15 protein-coding genes are annotated in these 19,995 nt (G+C 65.0%); 7 read left to right on the top strand and 8 right to left on the bottom strand.

What is annotated here, in order from left to right; translation table 11 throughout:
• Positions 1–59: 59 nt before the first annotated feature.
• Complete coding sequence (locus BTN82_RS15840) at positions 60–755, bottom strand: pirin family protein (RefSeq protein WP_075120075.1); 696 nt, start codon at positions 753–755, stop codon at positions 60–62.
• A 276-nt stretch (positions 756–1,031) separates the two neighbouring features.
• On the opposite strand from BTN82_RS15840, the gene BTN82_RS15835 reads away from it, so the two are divergent.
• Positions 1,032–3,491 (top strand): UvrD-helicase domain-containing protein, encoded by a 2,460-nt coding sequence (locus BTN82_RS15835; protein WP_075120074.1) that lies wholly within the window; start codon positions 1,032–1,034, stop codon positions 3,489–3,491.
• Between the two features lie 58 nt (positions 3,492–3,549).
• On the opposite strand, the gene BTN82_RS15830 is transcribed toward BTN82_RS15835, so the two are convergent.
• Positions 3,550–3,819, bottom strand: a complete 270-nt coding sequence (locus BTN82_RS15830; protein ID WP_075120073.1) for a DUF1652 domain-containing protein — start codon at positions 3,817–3,819, stop codon at positions 3,550–3,552.
• Between the two features lie 276 nt (positions 3,820–4,095).
• On the opposite strand from BTN82_RS15830, the gene BTN82_RS15825 reads away from it, so the two are divergent.
• The 5 genes from BTN82_RS15825 to BTN82_RS15805 all read left to right on the top strand — a co-directional run bounded on the left by BTN82_RS15825 (position 4,096) and on the right by BTN82_RS15805 (position 11,056).
• On the top strand, positions 4,096–4,911 hold the full coding sequence (locus tag BTN82_RS15825; RefSeq protein ID WP_075120072.1) for an AraC family transcriptional regulator: 816 nt from the start codon (positions 4,096–4,098) through the stop codon (positions 4,909–4,911).
• Positions 4,912–4,962: 51 nt separating this feature from the next.
• A complete protein-coding gene (locus BTN82_RS15820) occupies positions 4,963–6,369 on the top strand; it encodes an NAD(P)/FAD-dependent oxidoreductase (RefSeq protein ID WP_075120071.1) in 1,407 nt (468 codons plus the stop codon).
• Positions 6,370–6,394: 25 nt separating this feature from the next.
• Entirely contained in the window at positions 6,395–6,736 is a 342-nt protein-coding gene (locus BTN82_RS15815; RefSeq protein WP_075120070.1) for a cupin domain-containing protein, read from the top strand.
• Positions 6,737–6,783: 47 nt separating this feature from the next.
• Entirely contained in the window at positions 6,784–7,878 is a 1,095-nt protein-coding gene (locus tag BTN82_RS15810) for a polyamine ABC transporter substrate-binding protein (protein WP_075120069.1), read from the top strand.
• Positions 7,879–8,089: 211 nt separating this feature from the next.
• Positions 8,090–11,056, top strand: a complete 2,967-nt coding sequence (locus tag BTN82_RS15805; protein WP_075120068.1) for an amino acid adenylation domain-containing protein — start codon at positions 8,090–8,092, stop codon at positions 11,054–11,056.
• A 37-nt stretch (positions 11,057–11,093) separates the two neighbouring features.
• Here BTN82_RS15805 and BTN82_RS15800 read toward each other — a convergent pair whose 3' ends face one another.
• The 6 genes from BTN82_RS15800 to BTN82_RS15775 all read right to left on the bottom strand — a co-directional run bounded on the left by BTN82_RS15800 (position 11,094) and on the right by BTN82_RS15775 (position 17,932).
• Positions 11,094–12,296 carry a CynX/NimT family MFS transporter gene (locus BTN82_RS15800; protein WP_075120067.1) on the bottom strand — a complete coding sequence of 401 codons (1,203 nt, stop codon included), beginning with the start codon at positions 12,294–12,296 and terminating at the stop codon, positions 11,094–11,096.
• A 227-nt stretch (positions 12,297–12,523) separates the two neighbouring features.
• The gene (locus BTN82_RS15795; protein ID WP_075120066.1) at positions 12,524–13,288 is read right to left on the bottom strand and encodes an SDR family oxidoreductase; all 765 of its coding nucleotides are present in this window, start codon (positions 13,286–13,288) and stop codon (positions 12,524–12,526) included.
• On the bottom strand, positions 13,285–14,667 hold the full coding sequence (locus BTN82_RS15790) for an aspartate aminotransferase family protein (RefSeq protein WP_075120065.1): 1,383 nt from the start codon (positions 14,665–14,667) through the stop codon (positions 13,285–13,287). Before BTN82_RS15790 ends, BTN82_RS15795 begins: the two co-directional genes overlap by 4 nt.
• A gap of 154 nt (positions 14,668–14,821) precedes the next feature.
• Positions 14,822–15,649, bottom strand: coding sequence for a molybdenum cofactor biosynthesis F family protein (locus BTN82_RS15785; RefSeq protein WP_075120064.1), 828 nt, complete (start codon positions 15,647–15,649; stop codon positions 14,822–14,824).
• A gap of 90 nt (positions 15,650–15,739) precedes the next feature.
• Entirely contained in the window at positions 15,740–16,417 is a 678-nt protein-coding gene (locus BTN82_RS15780; RefSeq protein WP_075120063.1) for a helix-turn-helix transcriptional regulator, read from the bottom strand.
• Positions 16,418–16,600: 183 nt separating this feature from the next.
• Complete coding sequence (locus tag BTN82_RS15775; RefSeq protein WP_075120062.1) at positions 16,601–17,932, bottom strand: aspartate aminotransferase family protein; 1,332 nt, start codon at positions 17,930–17,932, stop codon at positions 16,601–16,603.
• Between the two features lie 402 nt (positions 17,933–18,334).
• Here BTN82_RS15775 and BTN82_RS15770 point away from each other — a divergent pair, with 402 nt between their 5' ends.
• Positions 18,335–19,822, top strand: a complete 1,488-nt coding sequence (locus tag BTN82_RS15770; RefSeq protein WP_075120061.1) for an aldehyde dehydrogenase family protein — start codon at positions 18,335–18,337, stop codon at positions 19,820–19,822.
• Positions 19,823–19,995: the final 173 nt, after the last annotated feature.

The following is a 19,995-nucleotide window of genomic DNA, read 5'->3' as shown; positions in this document are numbered from 1 at the left end:
GGGTAAATAAAAAGGGGCGACCGTCTGGTCGCCCCTTTTTATTTATTGCCGTTAACGCCTCAAGCCAGGTCCACCAGGACGATTTCGCTGTCTTCGATGGCCGTGACCCGCAGCAGGCGCTCGTCCTGGACCGCGACGCCGTCTCGAGCTTCGGCGCGCAAGCCATTGACTTCAATGACCCCGGTAGCCGGTACCAGGTAGGCCCGGCGCCCGTTGTCCAGCGGGTACTCAGCCGACTCGCCGGCCTTCAGGTTGGCGGCTACCAGGCGCGCGTCGGCACGGATCCGCAGGCTCTGGTCGTCGCCTCGCTTGCCGCTGGCCAGGGTCACGAAACCCTCGCGCTGGCCTTTGGGGAACGGCTTGGCGCCCCAGGACGGCGCGGAGCCGGCCTCGTTGGGGATGATCCAGATCTGGAAGATCTTGGTTTCCCCGGCTTCCAGGTTGTACTCGCTGTGGGCGATGCCGGTGCCGGCACTCATCACCTGTACATCGCCCGCTTCGGTACGGCCCTTGTTGCCCAGGTTGTCCTGGTGGCTGATCGCACCTTCACGCACGTAAGTGATGATCTCCATGTCCCGGTGCGGGTGCTGCGGGAAACCGGTGCCAGGGGCGATCACATCGTCGTTCCACACGCGCAGGTTGCCCCAGTTCATGCGTTTGGGGTCGTAGTACTCGGCGAACGAAAAATGGTGATGGGCATCCAACCAGCCGTGATGGGCACCGCCCAGGGATTTGAAGGGTCTGAGTTCAAGCATGATCGTCTCCTGTCAGGGTTCGTCATGGGGCGCTTGGGTTGAGCCGCAGAACGAGACCGGTGATTGATGGCGATTATGATCTATCAGCTAAGCATCGATAAAAAGCGCAAAAAATGCCGTAATCCAATCTATTAATTAGATGTTTAGTTGCGAGGTTTCTACATTCAGTTCATCGCCTAAGCGAATGACCTGTAAGCATTTCACTAGAAGTCAGCGACAAATGAGGCGACCATAGACGCCCTATATTTCCATGCAGCCTCATACCCTGGAGTCAGCGTGCCGCAAGACAGCCCCGATCTTCCTCCGCAACTGTTGCCCTTGGCCGAAATGCCGCTGCTCAAGCGCCTGGCGGCGCGTTTTTTCGGCCTCGGCCTCAGTCGCCTGCATGCCCAGCACCGCGCTTCCTGGTTGCATGGTCAGGCGGACGGCTTCCGCAGCGGCCATACCGCCGGGGTGGAGTACGGCTACCAGGAGGGCAAGGCCGAGGGGCTGGAGCAGGGGCGCCAGGTGCTGCTGATCCGCGACAGCCGCTCGACCGAGCATCCGGCGCCCGGGGTCGACGACCAGCTGTTCGACGATTGGCGCCTGCCGCTGGGCGCCGAACTGAAGAAACGCATCAAGGCCGACGTCGCGCGCCTGCTGCCGGCGCATGCCCAGCCCAGCACCGCGCAATGGAAGATGATCTTCAGCGAAACCCCGTCGACCTCGGTGATCGCCGGTGCCGGGGCTGGCAAGTCGACCTCCCTGGTGCTGCGGATCCTGCTGCTCAAGCACTACCTGGGGTTCGAGCTCGACTCCATGACCGTGGTGACCTTCACCCGCGAGTCGCGCAAGGACTTCATCGCCAAGCTGCTGGAGGTGTTCGCGCTCTGGGGCGAGCCGCTGGGCCTGAAGGATGCGCGCGACCTGGTGCGGACCTTCCATTCGCGCATTCTGCCGATGGTCCGCAGCCTGCCGGGCTTCGAGCGTCTGCAGGCGTTCGAGAACCTCAGCGACCGCCCGGCGCAGGGCGAGCTGGAGGTCGACAGCAACCCCTTCGACCTGCGGATCAACGATGCCCAGCGCAAGCACCTGAATGCCTGCTATCACGGGTTGCATCAGCGCGATGGGCGTTTTCGCGAAACCATCAAACCGCTGTTGCGTCATGCCCTGCAGCTCAAGGAGCTGGAGCGCGACCATCCGGACGTGCAAAAACGCGTAGCCGTGACCGAATTGGCCGCCAAGCGCGACGAAGAGCTGTGCGACACCCTGGAAGACCTGTGGTTTCGCGCCGGGGCCTGGCCGATCAAGGGCATCGAGCCGAACCGGCAAACGTTCGAGATCAACGGCGCGCGTTTCCATTGCCACGGTTATGCCGCCGAGCTGGATGCCTGGGTGGTGCTGGGCTTCGACTCTCGGGAAAACCCGCAGTTGAGCCGCCCCGGCTCGAAGCTGTCGGTGCGCGCGGAGTGGGCGGTCAAACGTACGCTGTTTCAAGCTTTCTGCCGTAAGCCCATCATCTGGCTGGATAATTACGAGTCGGCCAAGCGCGTCCTGTCGTCCCTGGCCGGCGATGCCAGCGCCGGCCCGGGTTTCGATTACAAGCTCAAGGGCGAGCTGGCGTCGGCGCCGCTGCTCGACTGTTTTGTCGCGGCGGCCGGGTTTATCGAGAACCTGGGGCTGGACGTGTCGGTGGCCGTGGGGCAGATGATGTTTCCCCGGGACGACCCGGACCGGCATTTCTTCGAGGCCCTGAGCCTGTTCTGGCGCGCGCTGGACGACCACCTGCTGGACCAGTCGCCGCCGATCATGAGCTACAACCGCATGTTCGCGCTGTTCGGCGAGAGCACCCCGGAAAACTTCAAGCTGCTCAGCGATGAGCGGCTGCGGCCGATGTCGCACCTGATGATCGACGAGTTCCAGGACGTCTCGCCGCAGATCGTCTCCTGGATTCGCGCCAGCCTGCGGGAAATCCGCAGTCGCGGGCCGGCCATGCATGTCGGGCGGGGCGCGCAACGCTCGTCGCTGCTCTGCGTGGGCGACGACTGGCAGTCGATCTACGGCTGGCGGGGCAGTTCGCCGAAGTACTTCATGGAGTTCAACAAGGAATTCCCGTCGCCGGCCACCACCCGGGTGATGCTCAGCGAGAACTACCGTAGCCACCAGCACATCATCGATGCGGCGGAACACATCGTCCGCGCGGCGCCGGCGATTGCCGGGAAGAAGGCCAAGGCCAGCGGTGAGCCCAAGGAAGTACGGCCGGTGAATGTCCTGGATCGCGACGACCAGGGGCTGGCGGCGCGACTGGCGGAGCATTATCGGAACGGCGACTCGATCTTGATGTTGTTTCGAAAAAGTATCGATAAGTCATTGATAGAAGAAAGTATTTTTCCTGTAGTTAATGTTGATTCTAGGTTGCCAATCGAGGAGCGACGGCTCAAACAACTGACCTATCACAGCGCCAAGGGTCTGCAGGCGGATGCGGTTTTCCTGCTAGGCGACTGCCAGCACCTGAGTAGTTCGCCCTACAAGAACCAGGTCTACCGCATGGCCGGGTTGGGCGAGGACGGCGATAGCGAGCCCTACGACAACGCGCAGAAGGACGAGACCCTGCGCCTGGCCTATGTCGGCATCACCCGGGCGGTGAAACATTGCTACTGGTATGTGGACCGTCCCGACACCCAGGCGGCGAACGCGCCCAAGGCGTCGGACCGGATTCCCCGGGACAAGCCGTTCTTCGCCGATCTGCGGGCCTGAAAAAGCCCGCGCGGGGCGGGCTTGGGAACGACAGCCGGGACGCCAGGGATGGACGACCCTAGGCCTTGAGGGCAAGCGGCGGCATGAAGGCTTCCAGCTCGTCTTCCACGGCCTCGATTATTCGCTCGACATCGGCGGCATTCATCACGGTGGCGCAGGGGATGCCGGCGATGGCGATCATGGTTTCGCCGCTGGCACGATCGAAGAGCCGGGCGATCATGCTGCCGGGCGCATCCATGCTGGCTTCGAAGCCCATGGGGTGAAAATGCCAGCGCATCAGCTGGCAGGCGTTGGGAAAGGTGACTTTGCTGGCACAGACTCTATTCATGGGTGGCCCACCTTGATTCATTGAGCGCTTCCTTGTGCTCGCGGTAGGTACGGAAAGGCCTTCGCTGGCCCAACCGGTGGAGCTTGTAAAAATAGCACCGGCGCATGACAGCCGAGGTTTTTTTTCAGGCCGTTTGGCGATTGCGTCGCACTTTTTTGATGCGGGGCATTTCCGGCGCCGGCTTTGGCAAAGCGCCAGTATCCAGGGGCCCTGTCTTGGCCATTGAAGCGCCGGGCGAACTTCGGCAAGCTGGGATTTTTCCTCTCCGAGTACCCTATGCCTGCCTCTGATGATGGCCCGGCGCACACCCAGGCCACCGGCGAGACCGTGATGCGCTATCACCTGTGCTGGAAGCACCGCGACCTCGATGGCGTCATGGCCTTGTATCACCCGGACATCCAGTACTACGACTTTTTCCAGAACCGCACCCTGGGGCTGGACGAGTTGCGCGAATACGTGCGCAACAGCATGCCCCGGGCACCCGACGAAGCCCTGGAACACAGCGACCGCATCCGCCTGGACGGCAATACCGCGTTCATCCAGTACCGGGTGACCCTGCGCGGCGGCCAGGGGCTGGTGTCGTTTCGCGCCAGCGAGGCGATCACCGTGCGCGACGGCCTGGTCTGGCGGGTCAACGAATACGCCTCGCTGGTGCGTGAGCCGGCGCCGAGCAAGGCCGGTGGCGGCGCACGGCCGGCGGTCAGCCGCCTGGGCCTGTCGCCGCGGCAGTTGAGCTTCATGGCCGAGGACCTGCAACAGTACTTCTCGCGCCAGCAGCCGTATCTCGACCCGGAACTGGACCTGCAACGGGTGGCGAACGAGTGCGGTTACAGCCGCAACCAGATTTCCTACCTGCTCAATCAGGTGCTGGGGCAGAGTTTCTACCGTTATGTGAACCAGGCGCGCTTGCAGCATCTGCTGGCCGCGCTGGACCAGGCCACGCCGCCGCTGCGTGTCGACGAGCTGGCGTTCGCCGCGGGGTTCAACTCGCTGTCGGCGTTCTACAGCTGTTTTCGCCAACACACCGGCCTGTCGCCCAAGGCCTATGCGCGGCAAATTTCTTTGCGTGCACGCGCGCAAGACAGCGCCTGAGCCCAGGCACTAGGATCGGCGCCATCGAAGTTCGGGTGGCGGAGTCCGTGTATGCCAGCGTGGCGCACTATCAGTTTGTGGATGGATCAGCTCGACGAGCCGCTGCTGGCACGGGCGTCGCTGGAGCAGGATCTGGAGGTCGACGTAGCGATCATCGGCGCCGGTTATACCGGGCTGTGGACCGCCTATTACCTCAAGCGCCTGGCGCCGACCCTGAACATCGCCATCGTCGAGGCGCAGACTGCCGGCTTCGGCGCCTCCGGGCGCAACGGCGGCTGGCTGATGGGCAACCTGCTGGGCGAGGATCGGTTGCTGGCCGGGCTGAACCCCGAGCAGCGCCGCGCGGCCTTCGACCTGCTGCACGGTATTCCGGATGAGGTGGCCAGCGTCCTCGAACGTGAAGGCATCGCCTGCGATTACCGCAAGGGCGGGGTACTGTACTGCGCGGCGCGTTATCCCGAGCAGGAAGTCGCCCAGCGCCGTTACCTGCAAGGGCTGTACGCCCAGGGCCTGGACGAGCGCGACTACCGCTGGTTGAGCCCGGAACAGTTGGCGCAGCAGATCCGCGTGGCCAAGGCCTATGGCGGCATCTACGCAGCGCATTGCGCGACCCTCCAGCCGGCGAAGCTGGTGCGCGGCCTGGCGCGCGTCGTCGAGGGTATGGGCGTACGGATCTACGAAAACAGCCCGGTCGCCCATTGGCAGTCCGGCAGCCTGCAAACCGCCAAGGCGCGGGTGCGTTGCCAGTGGCTGGTGCCGGCGGTGGAAGGGTATTCGGTGACCCTGCCGCCCCTGGGCCGCTACCAGTTACCGGTGCAAAGCCTGCTGGTGGCCACCGAGCCCTTGTCGGCGGCGACCTGGGACGAGATCGGCCTGGACCGGGGCCAGGCGTTCAGCGAAAGCAGCCGGCAAGTCACCTACGGCCAGCGCACCGCCGATAATCGCCTGGTGTTCGGCGCCCGCGGCGGTTACCGCTTCGCCGGCAAGCTGCGCCACGATTTCGAGCTGACCCGCGACGAAGTCGAGCTGCGGCGCTACCTGTTCAGCGAGCTGTTCCCGCAGCTGAAAAACGTCCGTATCACCCATTCCTGGGGCGGCAACTTGGGCATGTCCCGGCACTTCAAGCCGCACATGCTCTGCGATCGCCGACAGGGCATCGCGTTGTCCGGCGGCTACGGCGGCGAAGGCGTCGGCGCCAGCAACCTCGGCGGACGGACCCTGGCCGCGCTGATTCTCGAGCGCGACAGTGAGCTGACGCGCCAGCCCTGGGTCATCCCCGAAGGCGGCCTCGACGCCTTGCGCGCCTGGGAGCCGGAACCGTGCCGCTGGCTGGGCTACAACGCGATCATCCGCAGCTTCGTCCATGAAGACCGGACCCTGGCCAACCCGGCCACGGCGCCCTGGCGGCGCCGGCTGGCCAGCGGCGTGGCGGGCTTCATGGAAGGCCTGATGCACTGAGTTTTCCCCACCCACAGGTAGCGCCATGAGCATCACCCACTTCAAGAACACCGCCCACGCCACCCTGGAACAAACGGCCCCGGTGGCCGTGCCCCTGGGCAGCCCGGTCGCCGTGACCTCGGTGACCTGCGTCGAACGCGGCGACGGCGTCGAAACCGGCATCTGGGCCTGTACCCCCGGGCGCTGGCGGCGGCAGATCGTCGCCCAGGAGTTCTGCCATTTCATCCAGGGCCGCTGCACCTTCACCCCGGACAACGGCGAACCCCTGCTCATAGAAGCCGGCGATGCACTGATGTTGCCGGCCAACAGCACCGGGGTCTGGGACATCCAGGAAACCGTGCGCAAGACCTACGTCTTGATCTTCTGATCCCTTGATTGCCTGCCAATAACAACAACCCATACAGGAATCGCCCAATGATCCGTAAGACCCAGGCTTTATCGCTGTTCGCGCCGTTGCTGCTGGTGGCTTCCTTCAGCCAGGCGGCCGAGACCGTGAAGATCTACAACTGGTCGAGCTACATCGCCCCGGACACCCTGAAGAACTTCCAGCAGGAAACCGGCATCGGCTTCAGCTACGACGTCTACGACAGCAACGAGACCCTGGACGGCAAGCTGATGACCGGCCGCTCCGGCTACGATGTGGTGTTTCCCTCCAACCACTTCATGGCCCGGCAGATCGAGGGCGGGGCCCTGAAAAAGCTCGACAAGAGCCAGTTGCCGAACTGGAAGAACCTCAACCCGGTGCTGCTCCAGGCGTTGCAGGTCAACGATCCGGGCAACGAGCACGGCTTCCCGTACCTGTGGGGCAGCACCGGGATCGGCTACAACGTGGCCAAGGTCAAGGCGGTGCTGGGGGATGACGCCCCGGTGGACTCCTGGGACCTGATCTTCAAGCCCGAATACATGCAGAAGTTGCAGAAGTGCGGGGTGGCGATCCTCGACAACGGCCCCGAGCTGCTGCCAGCGGCGCTCAACTACCTGGGCCTGCCGCACCACAGCAAGAACCCCGAGGACTACAAGAAGGCCGAAGCGCTGCTGCTGAAGATCCGGCCCTATGTCGCCTACTTCCATTCGTCCAAGTACACGGCCGACCTGGCCAACGGCGATATCTGCGTGGCGGTGGGCTTCTCCGGCGATGTCCTGCAAGCCGAAAGCCGGGCCAGGGAAGCCAACAACGGCGTACAGATCGGCTATGGGATTCCCAAGGAGGGCGCGCCGATCTGGTTCGACATGGTGGCCATGCCCAACGACGCGCCGGACGAGAAGGCCGGTTACGCCTACATGAACTACCTGCTGCGCCCACAGGTGATGGCCGAGATCACCAACTACGTGCACTACGCCAACGGCAACCAGCAGGCCGACAGCCTGGTCGACCCGGCCATCAAGAGCGACACCAAGGTCTACCCCAGCCCGGACATGATGGGCAAGCTGTTCGCCCTGGAAGCCATGCCCTTGAACATCGACCGGATCCGCACCCGCTTGTGGAACAAGATCCGCACCGGCAGCTGAGGTCGACCGGCCTGGACGGGCGCCTCGAGGCGCCTGTGTTGGCCGGCCCGGATATCGATGACGATTCAAGGCCTCATATAGACGACGCTGCTCGGGTCGATTCCAAAACAATATAAAAATCAGCGGTATAAAGAGGATGAACCCGGTTCCCTGAACAAGAATGAGCCAATGGACAGCTTGGAGCATGACGCGTTCTAAAGGGAGATGTGGGATGGATACCATTCTTGAGCTGATTGAACGGAAAGTAATCGAACACCCTGGACAACTGGCTGTTGTAGACGCTGCGCGGAGCCTTAGTTATGCGCAGTTGGACGCTCACAGCTCCAGGGTCGCGGCCTGTTTGCAGGCTCGCAACATCGGGCGCGGCGACTGTGTGCTGGTCCAGGCGCAGCGTTCCATCGAACTGGTGGTCGCCTTGCTGGCGGTGATCAAGAGCGGAGCCGCCTTCGTTCCTGTGGATCGACGGTTACCGCAAAACCGCAAGGAATATATCGCCAGGCAATGCAATGCCTCGTTCGTGCTGTCTACCCATGAGTACGACACCTTGCCGCTGCTGTCGTGCGAAGTGCACACCGTCGACGCGCTGTTGCGCTCCCCCGAACCATTGACGTTGCAGCCGGTGGGCGCCCAGCCGGAAGACGTCATGTACGTGATTTTCACCTCGGGAACGACCGGCGCGCCCAAAGGGGTGATGATCGAGCATCACTCGGTGGCCGAGCTGATGCTGCAGCACAATGCCAACCTGGACGTTACGTCCTCCAGCCGCGCTACGTTGATGGCTTCCGTCGGTTTCGACCTGTGCCAATCGGAAATCTGGTCGACGCTGATTGCCGGGGCATGTCTTTATCTGCTGGACGACGAGTCGCTGCTCAATAGCGACGAGTTCTTGAAGTTCTGCGCGACGAACCGGATTACCCACGGGTTCGTGCCGACGTTGAAGGTCTACGACCTGTTGAACGCCAGGCAACCTGAGGGGCTGTGCCTGAAGTGCCTTTATACGGCGGGGGAGAAGCTTCATCCGGTGGAGGTCGAGCATCTGCCGTACCGCCTGGTGGACTGTTACGGGCCCACCGAAGCGACCATTTATGTCACCTCGAAAACAGTAGAGAGCAAGCGGCTGAATCGCCCGGCGTCCATCGGCTGGCCGATAGCGAACTGCAAGGTCTATATCCTCGACGAGGCACTGGCGGAACGTGCGGCGGGCGAGGTGGGGGAGTTGTGTATCGCCGGTAGTTGCCTGGCGCGCGGGTATCTGGGGGCACCTGAGCTGACGGCGGAACGCTTCATCCATTCGGACGTGCTGGGGTGCCGCCTTTACCGGAGCGGCGACCGGGCGCGCCTGTTAGCGGACGGTAGCCTGCAGTTCCTGGGGCGCATCGATGGCCAGGTGAAAATACGCGGCTACCGGGTGGAAACCGGAGAAATCGAATCTCGCCTGCTGAAAGAGACGCCCGTCAGTTCTGTCGCCGTCGTGGTGCAGGACTCCGGGACCCAAGCCGAGAAGTGCCTGGTGGCGTTTGTGGTGCCGCGCGACAAGCAGGCCCATTCCGGGCGTTTGATCGCGGGGTTGCGCCGCAGCCTCGAGGCGGATTTGCCCGACTACATGCTGCCGGAGAAATATTATTGCCTGGACGTCTTGCCCAGTAACGCCAATGGCAAAACCGACAAGCAGGCCCTGCTCGAGTACTTGAAGGATGTGCCGCCTGCATCGCTGGATGTCGAGCGTTTTGCCGACGAGTCTCAGCGGGCCCTGGCCGGCGTCTGGTTCCGGTTGCTTGGCCATGGCGATTTCGCGCCGAATGACCGGTTCCTGGAGGTAGGAGGGCACTCGTTGCGGATCGCGGAGTTGGCAAAGGCCTTGTCGGAGCATTTCAAGATCAAGGTGTCTGTCCGCGATATCTATGAACACCTGGTCTTCAAGGACCTTGCCGCCGAGTTGCACCGACGCACGCACCATCCGGCACCGAACGTCGCGACCAACTGCGCCGGGACCTTCGAAGGCGATGTGGCGCTGGCTGCCGGTAGCGAGTTTTTCGGGACGCTCGACCCGATCCAGTTAACGGACCCGCGGCACATCCTGCTCACCGGCGCTACAGGGTTTGTCGGTATACACCTGCTCGAACAGTTGCTGGCCACGAGCGCGGCCTGTGTGCATTGCCTAGTGCGCTGCGAAAACTCCAACGCCGGCCTGGCGCGCATCCAGCAGATCAGCGAGCGCTATCAGGTGCCGATCGGCGAGGGCGATTGGTCGCGCATCCGCGTCTATCCCTGCGATCTGCCGGAGGAAGACCTCGGGCTGGACCCGCAGAGCTATGGCTTGCTTTGCGAGATAGTCGATCTGGTCTATCACTCCGCGAGCGCCGTCAATTTCATCATGCCGTACTCCTATATGAAGCGAACCAACGTGGAGGGCGCGCGGCAGATCATCAGGTTTTGCGCGGCCAAAAAAACCAAGCCGCTGATGTTGATGTCAACGATCTCGGTCTATAGCTGGGGGCATCGGTTTACCGGCAAGCGGCGGGTCCACGAGGCCGACGATATCGATGAGAACCTTGCCGCGGTACGGGGCGACCTGGGTTATGTGCAAAGCAAGTGGGTGGTGGAAAAAATAGCCGACCTTGCCGCCTCACAGGGCCTGCCGCTCATGACCTTTCGCCTCGCTTACGCCACCTGCCACAGTCGCACCGGGGTTTGCGCGCATTACCAATGGTGGGGGCGCTTCATTCAGACCTGCCTGGCCTACAACGCCGTGCCTGACCTTGAGGATATGCGCGAGGGGCTGACCACGGTCGACTTCATGGTGGAGGCGATTGCGGTGATCTCGCGCAAGCCCCAGGCCCTGGGCAAGAAGTTCAACCTCTGCCAGGCGGACCGCACGAATCTGGGGCTCAAGGCGTTTTGCGAGCGGGTCGGCAGGCATTATGGCCGGGACCTTCCGGTCATCCCCTATAAAGACTGGGTGGCGCTCTGGGACACCAACCCCGAGGCCCTGCTTTATCCTTTGCTGGGGCTGTTCAAGGACGATATGCATGAAGGCCTGTCGATTCTTGAGCTCTATCAGCACAACTACACCTGGGATCGCAGCCATGTGGAGGCATTCCTCGAGGGCAGTGGTGTGCGTGAGTCGGCGTTCGAGGGCGAGGTATTGGCGGCCTATCTGGAGCACTTGCAGCCTTAGGGGCGCCGCCTTCAGCGTGGCGTAACCGGGCGGCGGCTCAGGCCCGTATTTTCAGCCGCAGCGCCAGGACCACGCCGAGTACCGCGGCGCCGAGCACTAGCGCCGCCGGGGCGGACCAGCCGGCATAGCCGACGGCCGCGCTGAGGGCGATGGGCGCGACAACCTGGCCCAGGTAGTTGCCTTGCATGACCAGCCCCAGGCACAGCGGGATCAGCGTCGGCTCCGGCGCAGTCCGCGGCGTGCTGGCGAGGATGGTGGCCGGGAGCATGCCGGCCACCGCGCAGAAAAAGAAACACAGCGGAATCACCAGCTCGGTGGGGGTCATCGACAGGAAGATCCCCATCCCGGACAGCCCCATGACGATGCTGGTGCCGGCGAGCAGGGTTTGCGGGCGGACCCCGCGCGACAGCAGCAGGCCGGCGCTGAGGTTGCCGACGATATTCACCGCCACGATCGCGGCGCTGACCAGCCCCGCGGTGGCGATCGACAGGCCGACGCGCTGCATGAGGAATACCGGCAGAAAGGCCATGACCGCAAAGAACTGCAGGTTGTAGGCGCTGAAGATCAGCGCCATCACCAGCGGCTGCCGGGCGCGCAGCACGCTGCCCAGGGAGTCGCGCAGGGCCGGTTGCGCCTGGCGGCGCAGGGGCAGCGGGTCTCGCGGGGTGGTCAGCGGCAACAGCAGCGCCGCCAGCAGGGTCAGGACCGCTCCGGCGATCCAGCCCTGTTGCCAGCCGCCCAGCAGCGGCCCGAACAGCAGCGAAGTGCCGATGCCGAACGCCATGAAAGTGCTCCAGATGCCGAACGCCAGGTTGCGCCGGGGAGCCGGCACCAGGCGATTGAGCACCGCCGGCGCCGCGACCACGACGATGACGAACCCCAGGCCTTCGACAAAGCGCGTCGCCACCAGGGCGTGGAAGTCGTGCAGGCAGGAACCCAGCGCGCTGGCGGCGGCCATGATCAGCAGGCCGAGCACCAGCAGGTAGCGGTCGCCCCAGCGCTGGACGAGGATGCCGGCGGCGATCCCGCCGAACACGCCGACGAAGGGAAAGGCCGAAATGATCCAGCTCAGCGACTCCAGGGAGCGTCCGAACTCGTGCTGCAATTCCGGCAGGGCGATGGTCGCCTTGCCGATGTGCAGGGCGGCCGCGATACCGGCAAACAGCACATTGAGCACCGCGGGCCAATACCCGCTAGCGGCCGGGGCATACGCCTGGAGGGCTGGTTTTGTGGACGTCATGGCGTTCTCCGAAGACTGGCTGGGACTGCGCCGCTGACTCTAAAAGTTGAAGTTGACTTTAAGTCAACCGAAAAAATCGCTATCGCGTCCGGCCTTCGCCAATACCCGTCGTCGGCGCGCTGTTTGTCGGGCGCACGCAAAGCGCCCGGGCAGTGGACATACTGTTGGCCTTGCCGGCCCACGCCCGACGGGCCCGGCGCTAGCGCCAGGCCCGCGCGGCCTGCCGGTCAAACCAACTGGGCGTTCTCCGGCAGCAGGGCGCCGCCGTCGACGACCAGGGTCTGCCCGGTGATGTAGCCGGCCTGCTCGGACGCCAGGAACAGCATGGCGTGGGCAATGTCCTGTGGGGTGCCCAGGCGCTTGAGCGGGATGCTCCCGGCCAGGGCCGGCGAGTCGCCGAGGTTGGCCATGGCCTGGGTGGCGATCAGGCCGGGCTCGACGCCGTTGACGGTGATCCGCTGGGCGGCCAGTTCCAGGGCCGCCGCGCGGATGAAGCCGTTGACCCCGGCCTTGGACGCGGCGTAGTGGGCCAGCCCGGGAATCGCCGTGCGCGGCCCGGTCACCGAAGAGGTGATGACGATCCGCGGGTGTTCGGCCCGGCACAGGGCCGGCAGCGCCGCCTGGGTCAGCCAGAAACAGCTCTTGAGGTTCACCGCCAGGGTCGTCTCCAGGATGTCGTCGGACAGTTGCGCAAGCGGCTGCATGGGAAACACCGCGGCGTTGTGGATCAGCAGGTCCAGCCCGCCGAAGGCCCGCAGCGCGGCGGCCACCGCCTGGTTGGCCGCGGCCCGGGTGCCGAGGTCCAGCACCTGCAACTCGGCGCTGCCGCCGGCCGCGCGGATCAGCTCCAGGGTTTCGGCGCCGGAGGCTTCGCTGCGGGTGGCGAGCAGCACCTTGGCGCCGCGGGCGGCGAACAGCTGGGCGATGGCGCGGCCGATGCCCTGGCCGGAACCGGTGACCAGGGCGACCCGCCCGGTGAGGTCGAGGATCATGGCTGTTCTCCTTGAGCGACGGTGGCCAGGCACTCGTCGAGCAGGCGGTTGTGCAGGTCGACGTCTTCGGTGCTGGCGGCCGGGCACAGCAACGCCATGTTGTGGAACGGCGTCAGCAACACCCCGCGGTTGAGCAGGTACAGGTGCAGGTAGGCTTCGATCAGCCCGTGGCGGGCGTGGTGGGCCTCGCCGCCGTTGCGCGGCGCGCGGTCCATGAACAGGTATTCGACCCGCGCGCCGATCCGCGTCACGTGCCAGGGCAGGCGATGCTTGTCGATCAGCGCCTGGACCCCGTCGCGCAGGCGTTCGGCCAGGGCGATCATGTGCGCGTAGTTGGCTTCGCTCATGACCTCGCTGAAGGTCGCGCGCATGGCCGCCATCTGCAAGGCGTTGCCGGCCAGGGTGCCGCCGAAGCCGAAATGGTTGATCGCCTGCCCGGGCTGGAAGTGCGGCAGCACCTGCCAGATCCGCTCGGCCATGGCCTGGCTGGCGCCCCAGACGGCGGTGGGGATGCCGCCGGCGATGCATTTGCCGAGCACGAAGAAGTCCGGCTGCAGGCCGTTTTCGCCGCTGTAGCCGGCGGGACCGCAGGAAATGGTGTGGGTCTCGTCGATGATCAGCGGCACGTCGAAACGCCGGGTCAGCTCGCGCAGCCCGGCGTGGAAACCGGGGGCGGGCGGCACCATGCCGACGTTGGTCATGAAGGGTTCGGTCAGCACCGCGGCCACATCGCCATGGGCCAACGCCGCTTCCAGGGCGGCCAGGTCGTTGAACTCCACCAGGCGGGTGGTGGCGTCGTGCTTGAAGCCGTTGGCGTGCACGCCTTCGCGGGGAATCATCCGGCCATCGGCGGCGAACTCGACCTGGGACTCGTCGACGCTGCCGTGGTAGTTGCAGTTGAACACCAGGACCTTCTCCCGCCCGGTGATCATCCGGCACAGGCGCAGCACGAAGCGGTTGGCATCGGTGGCGGAGGTGGTGACCTGCCAGAACGGCAGGCCAAAGCGCCGCACCAGCTCCTTGCCGACCCACAGGCTGTCAGCGGTCGGCAGCATCAGGGTCGAGCCGTGCCGCGCCTGATGGCCGATGGCCTCGGCCACGGCGGGCTGGCCATGGCCGAACATGGCGCCGGTGTCGCCCAGGGCGAAGTCGACGTAGCGGTTGCCATCGCAGTCGGTCAGCGTCGCGCCCTGGGCGTCGGCCACCAGGATCGGGTACAGCCCGGGCCATTGCTGCATCCAGTGCAACGGCGCGCCGTACAGCCAGTGCTTGAGGTTTTCCTGATAGAAACCGGCGGAGCGCGGGTGGCGTTCGGCGAACAGTTGCAGCTCGGACTGGTAGCAACGGGCGACGCGGTCGAGGTTGAGGCCAAGGGTCATGGTCGAGGTCCTGTGGAATGTTGGAATAGGAGTTACGCCGGGTAGCCGTCGCAATCCGCACAACCTGTTCGGCCTGACGCACCGCAAGCTCAGGTTTGGCGGCAACTGCGTTGCCGTACGCAGCCGCGCTGGCGCTTGGCAGCGGCTACAGGCGTCAGGGGTGGGTGGTGAGGTTCAGCACCCGGGCGAGGGCGCCCACCGGGAAGTTGCTGGGCGTGGCGAAGTCGCTGCCCTGGTAACCGAAGATCTTGCCGTCGCTGCGGCCGGCGCGCAGGTCGATCAGCACCAAGCCCAGGGTCGGCACGATCTTTTCGCGCCAGACGAACAGGTACAGCTGCTCGGCAAGCTTGTAGTAATGGCAGCGGTCGGTGTCCGCCAGGCCTTGCTCGACCCCCTTGAGGCATTGCCAGCTGTAGAAGTTCCGGTTCAGGTAAACGTGCTCGTAGGCTTCGGTGGCGCTGTAGGTGTACTGGTTGCGCAGGCCCACCAGTTCGTCGGTCGGCGCATGGCGGGCGCCGTTGGCGGTCGGCGGGGCGTCGATGCCGCCGTGGAAGAACTGCGCCTTGACGCTGGTCAGCTCTTCGCCGGCCAGGGCACGGCTGAACAGGTCGACGCGGGTTTGCGCCTGGCTCGGCATCTGGCCGATGACCGCGGTAAAGATGCGTTGCTCAAGGTCGAGGATCAGGCTGACCGAGTGGGTCTGGCCGTCTTCCGACTTGAGAAAGTCCACCAGGTAAATACCGGAACGTATTGATGTCACTCGATAAATGCTTTCGCCTCTGGCCGGGCTGTCGGCGTCCTGCCAGTGCAGCGACCGGGGGCCGAACCGGTGTTCGATCCGCCAGCCGTTGGCGAAATGCAGGGTCAGGCTGCGGCCGGAAAACACGTCGAGAGCGGGCAGGATATGGTTGTCGGCGGCAAACCCCTCGGCCAGGGCGCCAACGGTGATCCATTCGGGTTGCGGCAGTTGTTCTTGGCTCATGGGGCGGCTCTCGGCTGATGAAGAAGAACCTCATGTTCAGCGTGCAAGCCGTTGTTGCCCATCAACCGGATGGTTGAGTCGGCGGTTTTTTTACAGGAACAGCGCGCTCACCAGCTCGGTGCGGTTGTTCACCCCGACCTTGCGGAACAGGTTGATCAGGTGGGTCTTGACCGTCGGCAAGCCGAGCGCCAGCTGTTGGGCGATGGTCTTGTTGCAGGCGCCGTCGCGCAGCAGCCAGGCGATCTGCCGTTCCCGAGGGGTCAGGCCACCCAGGCGTTCGTCGTCGGCCGAATAGGGGGCCTGGGCGGCGATCTCCAGCAGGCCTTGCAGCGCTTGCAGGGTGCTCAGTTCGCCGGGCTGGAACGGGCCGAGGCTGGCGTCGCGCAGCAGCGACAAGCCGGCAATCGGGCTGCCGCCGGCATTGCGCGCGAGGATTTCCACCACATCCAGCACGCCGTGGCGCTGCAGGAAACCCTGGTAGACCTCGGTTTCATGCCGGCCCTGCTGGGCCATGCCCATGTGCAGCGACAGCACCGGGCGGCCCGCCGCCAGGCAGTTGCGCGGGCGCAGGGGGTCGTAGTGGCGGTAGCGTTGCAGGTAGGCGTCGTGCATCTGCTGGCTCATGTGGTAGAGCGAGAAATGCCCGGCCTGCAATTGCGAGTCGATGCGATAGAAGGCGCATAGCGTTGCCGGCACCACTTGGGTGAAGGCGGCGATGCAGCGTTGGCCAAGCTGCTGGGCATCCGGCGGGGCGTTCGGCGTAGGCATGGGACGAATGCCTCTTCATGATTGAATGAGAAGAGGGTCGTAACCCTCTGAAGGTCATGGAGTTGTTTTCCCTATAGCCGCTGTTGCAGGCTGCGAAAAGCCCCGAAGGGCTTTCCGTGATCGTGCGGGCCGTGCCGGCATCAATGCCTGCGCGGCCCGCGGTTCAAGGCTGCGGCGACCGGCTCAGCGGGCCTGGGTGAAGCCCAGTTCCAGGGCGCCGACGATGGCATCGATCTGCGCCGGCTGGATCACCAGCGGCGGCGACAGGATGATCTTGGTCCCTACCGGGCGCACCATCACCCCGTTGTCGCGGGCGATCTGCGCCACCTGGTTGGCATAACCGCCCATGGGGTCGATCGGCTCGCGGGTGCGCTTGTCGGCCACCAGGTCGAGGGCGACCATCAGGCCCTTGCCGCGCACCTCGCCGACGCGCTCGAAACGCTCGGCGAACGGCAGCAGTTGCTTGAGCATGTAGTCGCCCATCTTCGCCGCGTTGGCCGGCAGGTCCTCCTTGACCACGATGTCGAGGCTGGCCAGGGCCGCCGCGCACGCCACCGGGTGCCCGGAGTAGGTGTAGCCGTGCATGATCGCGCCGGTGAAGTTGCCGTTCTTCGCGAAGGCGGCCTCGATCCGTTCGTTGACCACGGTGGCGCCCAGGGGGATGTAGCCGGAGGTGATGCCCTTGGCCAGGCACATGATGTCGGGCTTCACGCCCCACAGGCGGCTGCCGAACATCGAGCCGCTACGGCCGAACCCGGTCACCACTTCGTCGGCGATCAGCAGCACGCCGTACTTGTCGCAGACCTCGCGGATCAGCGGCCAGTAGTTGGCCGGCGGCACGATCACGCCGCCGGCGCCCTGGATCGGCTCGGCAATGAAGGCCGCCACCGTGTCGGGGCTCTGGAACTGGATTTCCCGCTCGAGGAGGTCGGCGCAGATCTTGCCGAGCTCTTCCGGGTCCTGGCTGTAGGGGTTGCGGTACAGCCAGGGCGTATCGACATGGAAGCAGCCCGGCAGCAGGGGCTCGTAGTTGCGCCGGAACACCGTGTTGCCGTTCACCGAGGCGCCGCCGAAGTGGGTGCCGTGGTAGCCCTGGCGCAATGAGATGAACTTGGTGCGGTCCGCTTGGCCTTCGAGTTTCCAGTACTGGCGGGCCAGCTTCAACGCGGTCTCGATGGCGTCCGAGCCGCCGGAGCTGAAGGCCACGCGGCGCATGTCCTCGGGTTCCAGCAGGTTCATCACCACCCGCGACAGCTCTTCGGCGCGCGGATGGCTGACGCCGTCGAACAGCTGGAAGTATTCCAGCTCGTCCAGCTGGGCGGTGATCGCCGCCTTCACTTCCTTGCGGTTGTGGCCGACGTTGACGTTCCACAACCCGGCGACACCGTCCACCAGCTGGTGGCCCTGGTCGTCATAGACATAGCAGCCATCGCCGCGAACGATACGGATCGGCTCGCGTTGTTGCATTTCGTTGGGGTGCAGCATGGGATGCCAGAAGCGGCTTTGTTCGCTCACGTTGAGTCTCCTGATAACGCACAGACAGCGTGGGACATAGTAGTGCGCCTTTTCCCGGCGCGGTGCTTGCCTCTGTGTGCCAGGGCTCTTGACCGTCGCTGCCAGCGTTGCGGGCGGGCGGCTACAAAGCTGCGCAATCCCTGTAGCCGCTGCCGCAGGCTGCGCACGAGCGCGCAGCGCTCGCCAAACCGGGCAATGCGTTTCTCCAGGCTCACCGCGAACGCAGGTTTTGCGGTCGCTTCGCAACCGTACGCAGCCTCGCAAGCTCGGCAGCGGCTACCCACGGCATCGGGGCAAAGCCCTGGCAACCAGCGCCAAGTTTCGCGGCAGGCAGAATCAAGACGCTGCCGGGGTTTGCGCTCAGAGTCTGGGCCGTACCCGTCCATTGCCTGAGGATTGCAGATGAGCCTTGCCATCGACCCACGCGTCGCCGCCTTTATCGACAGCCAGCACGGCCTGCTGATCGACGGGCGCAGCCAGCCGGCCCTGTCCGGTGCGCAGATGCCGGTGTTCAACCCGGCCACCGGCGAAGAACTGACCCGCGTCGCCGCCGGGGCCGGTGCCGATATCGACCTGGCCGTGGCCGCCGCGCGGCGCGCTTTCGAGGGCCCTTGGGCCGCGCAGCGTCCGGCGGATCGCGAGCGCCTGCTGCTGAAGCTGGCCGACTTGCTGGAGACCCACGGCGAGGAGCTGGCGCAGCTGGAAACCCTCAACAACGGCCAGTCGATCCACCTGTCCCGGGCCCTGGAAGTCGGCGCCGCCGCCGAGTTCACCCGCTATATGGCGGGCTGGGCGACCAAGATCGAGGGCAAGAGCCTGGACCTGTCCATCGCCGCCGTTCCCGGCGCCCGCTACCGCGCCTATACGGTGCCGGAGCCGGTGGGCGTGGTCGGCGCCATCGTGCCGTGGAATTTCCCCTTGTTGATGGCCATCTGGAAGATAGTCCCGGCCCTGGCCTGCGGTTGTACCGTGGTGCTCAAGCCGGCCGACGAAACCCCGCTGACCGCCTTGCGCCTGGGCCAGCTGTGCCTGGACGTCGGCATACCGGCGGGGGTGGTCAACGTGGTCACCGGCAGCGGCGCCCAGGCCGGCGCGGCCCTCGCGGGGCACAAGGGGATCGACAAGCTGGCGTTCACCGGCTCGACCCAGATCGGCAAGGTCATCGGCCATGCCGCGGTAGACAACATGACCCGGTTCTCCCTGGAGCTGGGCGGCAAGTCGCCGGTGATCGTGCTCGACGACTGCGACCCGCAGGCCGCGGCCGCCGGCGCCGCCGGGGCGATCTTCTTCAACCAGGGCCAGGTCTGCACCGCCGGTTCGCGGCTGTATGTCCAGCGCGGGATCTTCGACCAGGTGCTGGAGCGCCTGGCGGCCATCGCCGGCTCCCTGAGCATCGGCCCGGGCCTGGACGAGCAGGCGCAGATCAACCCGCTGATTTCCGCCAAGCAGCAGAAGCGCGTGCTGGACATGATCGGCCAGGGCGTGGCCGACGGCGCGCGGGTGCTGTGCGGCGGGGTGGCCCATGGCGAGCAGGGCTTTTATGTGCGCCCGACGGTCCTGGCCGAGGTGCATGCGGGCATGCAGGTGGTGCGCGAGGAAATCTTCGGCCCGGTGGTGGTGGCCACGCCTTTCGACGAGATCGACGAAGTGGTGGCGCTGGCCAACGACAATCAGTACGGGTTGGGCGCGAGCATCTGGTCCAACGACCTGGCGAAGGTCATGGACCTGATCCCGCGGATCAAGGCCGGCACGGTCTGGGTCAACACCCACAACATGCTCGATCCGTCGATGCCGTTTGGCGGTTACAAGCAATCGGGCATCGGTCGCGAGATGGGCCACGCGGCGATAGAGGCGTATACCGAGAACAAGTCGGTGTGCATCGCCTTCTAGCCGCCTGTAGCCGCTGCCGCAGGCTGCGATCGCGCCCGAAGGGTGCGTAAGATCTCAAGATCGCCGAAGGCCTTCGGCCTTATCGCCGCCTGCGGCAGCGACTACAAAAAAGGTAGAGCATCCAGGCTGCGCAGACAGCCAGCAACAAGCACGTCCGCGTGCCCTTGAAATGC

It is taken from the genome of Pseudomonas chlororaphis (assembly GCF_001921865.1).
GTDB lineage: Bacteria > Pseudomonadota > Gammaproteobacteria > Pseudomonadales > Pseudomonadaceae > Aquipseudomonas > Aquipseudomonas chlororaphis_D.
Note: the sequence above shows the minus strand (reverse complement) of the source record. Positions and strands in the feature narration are given on the sequence as shown.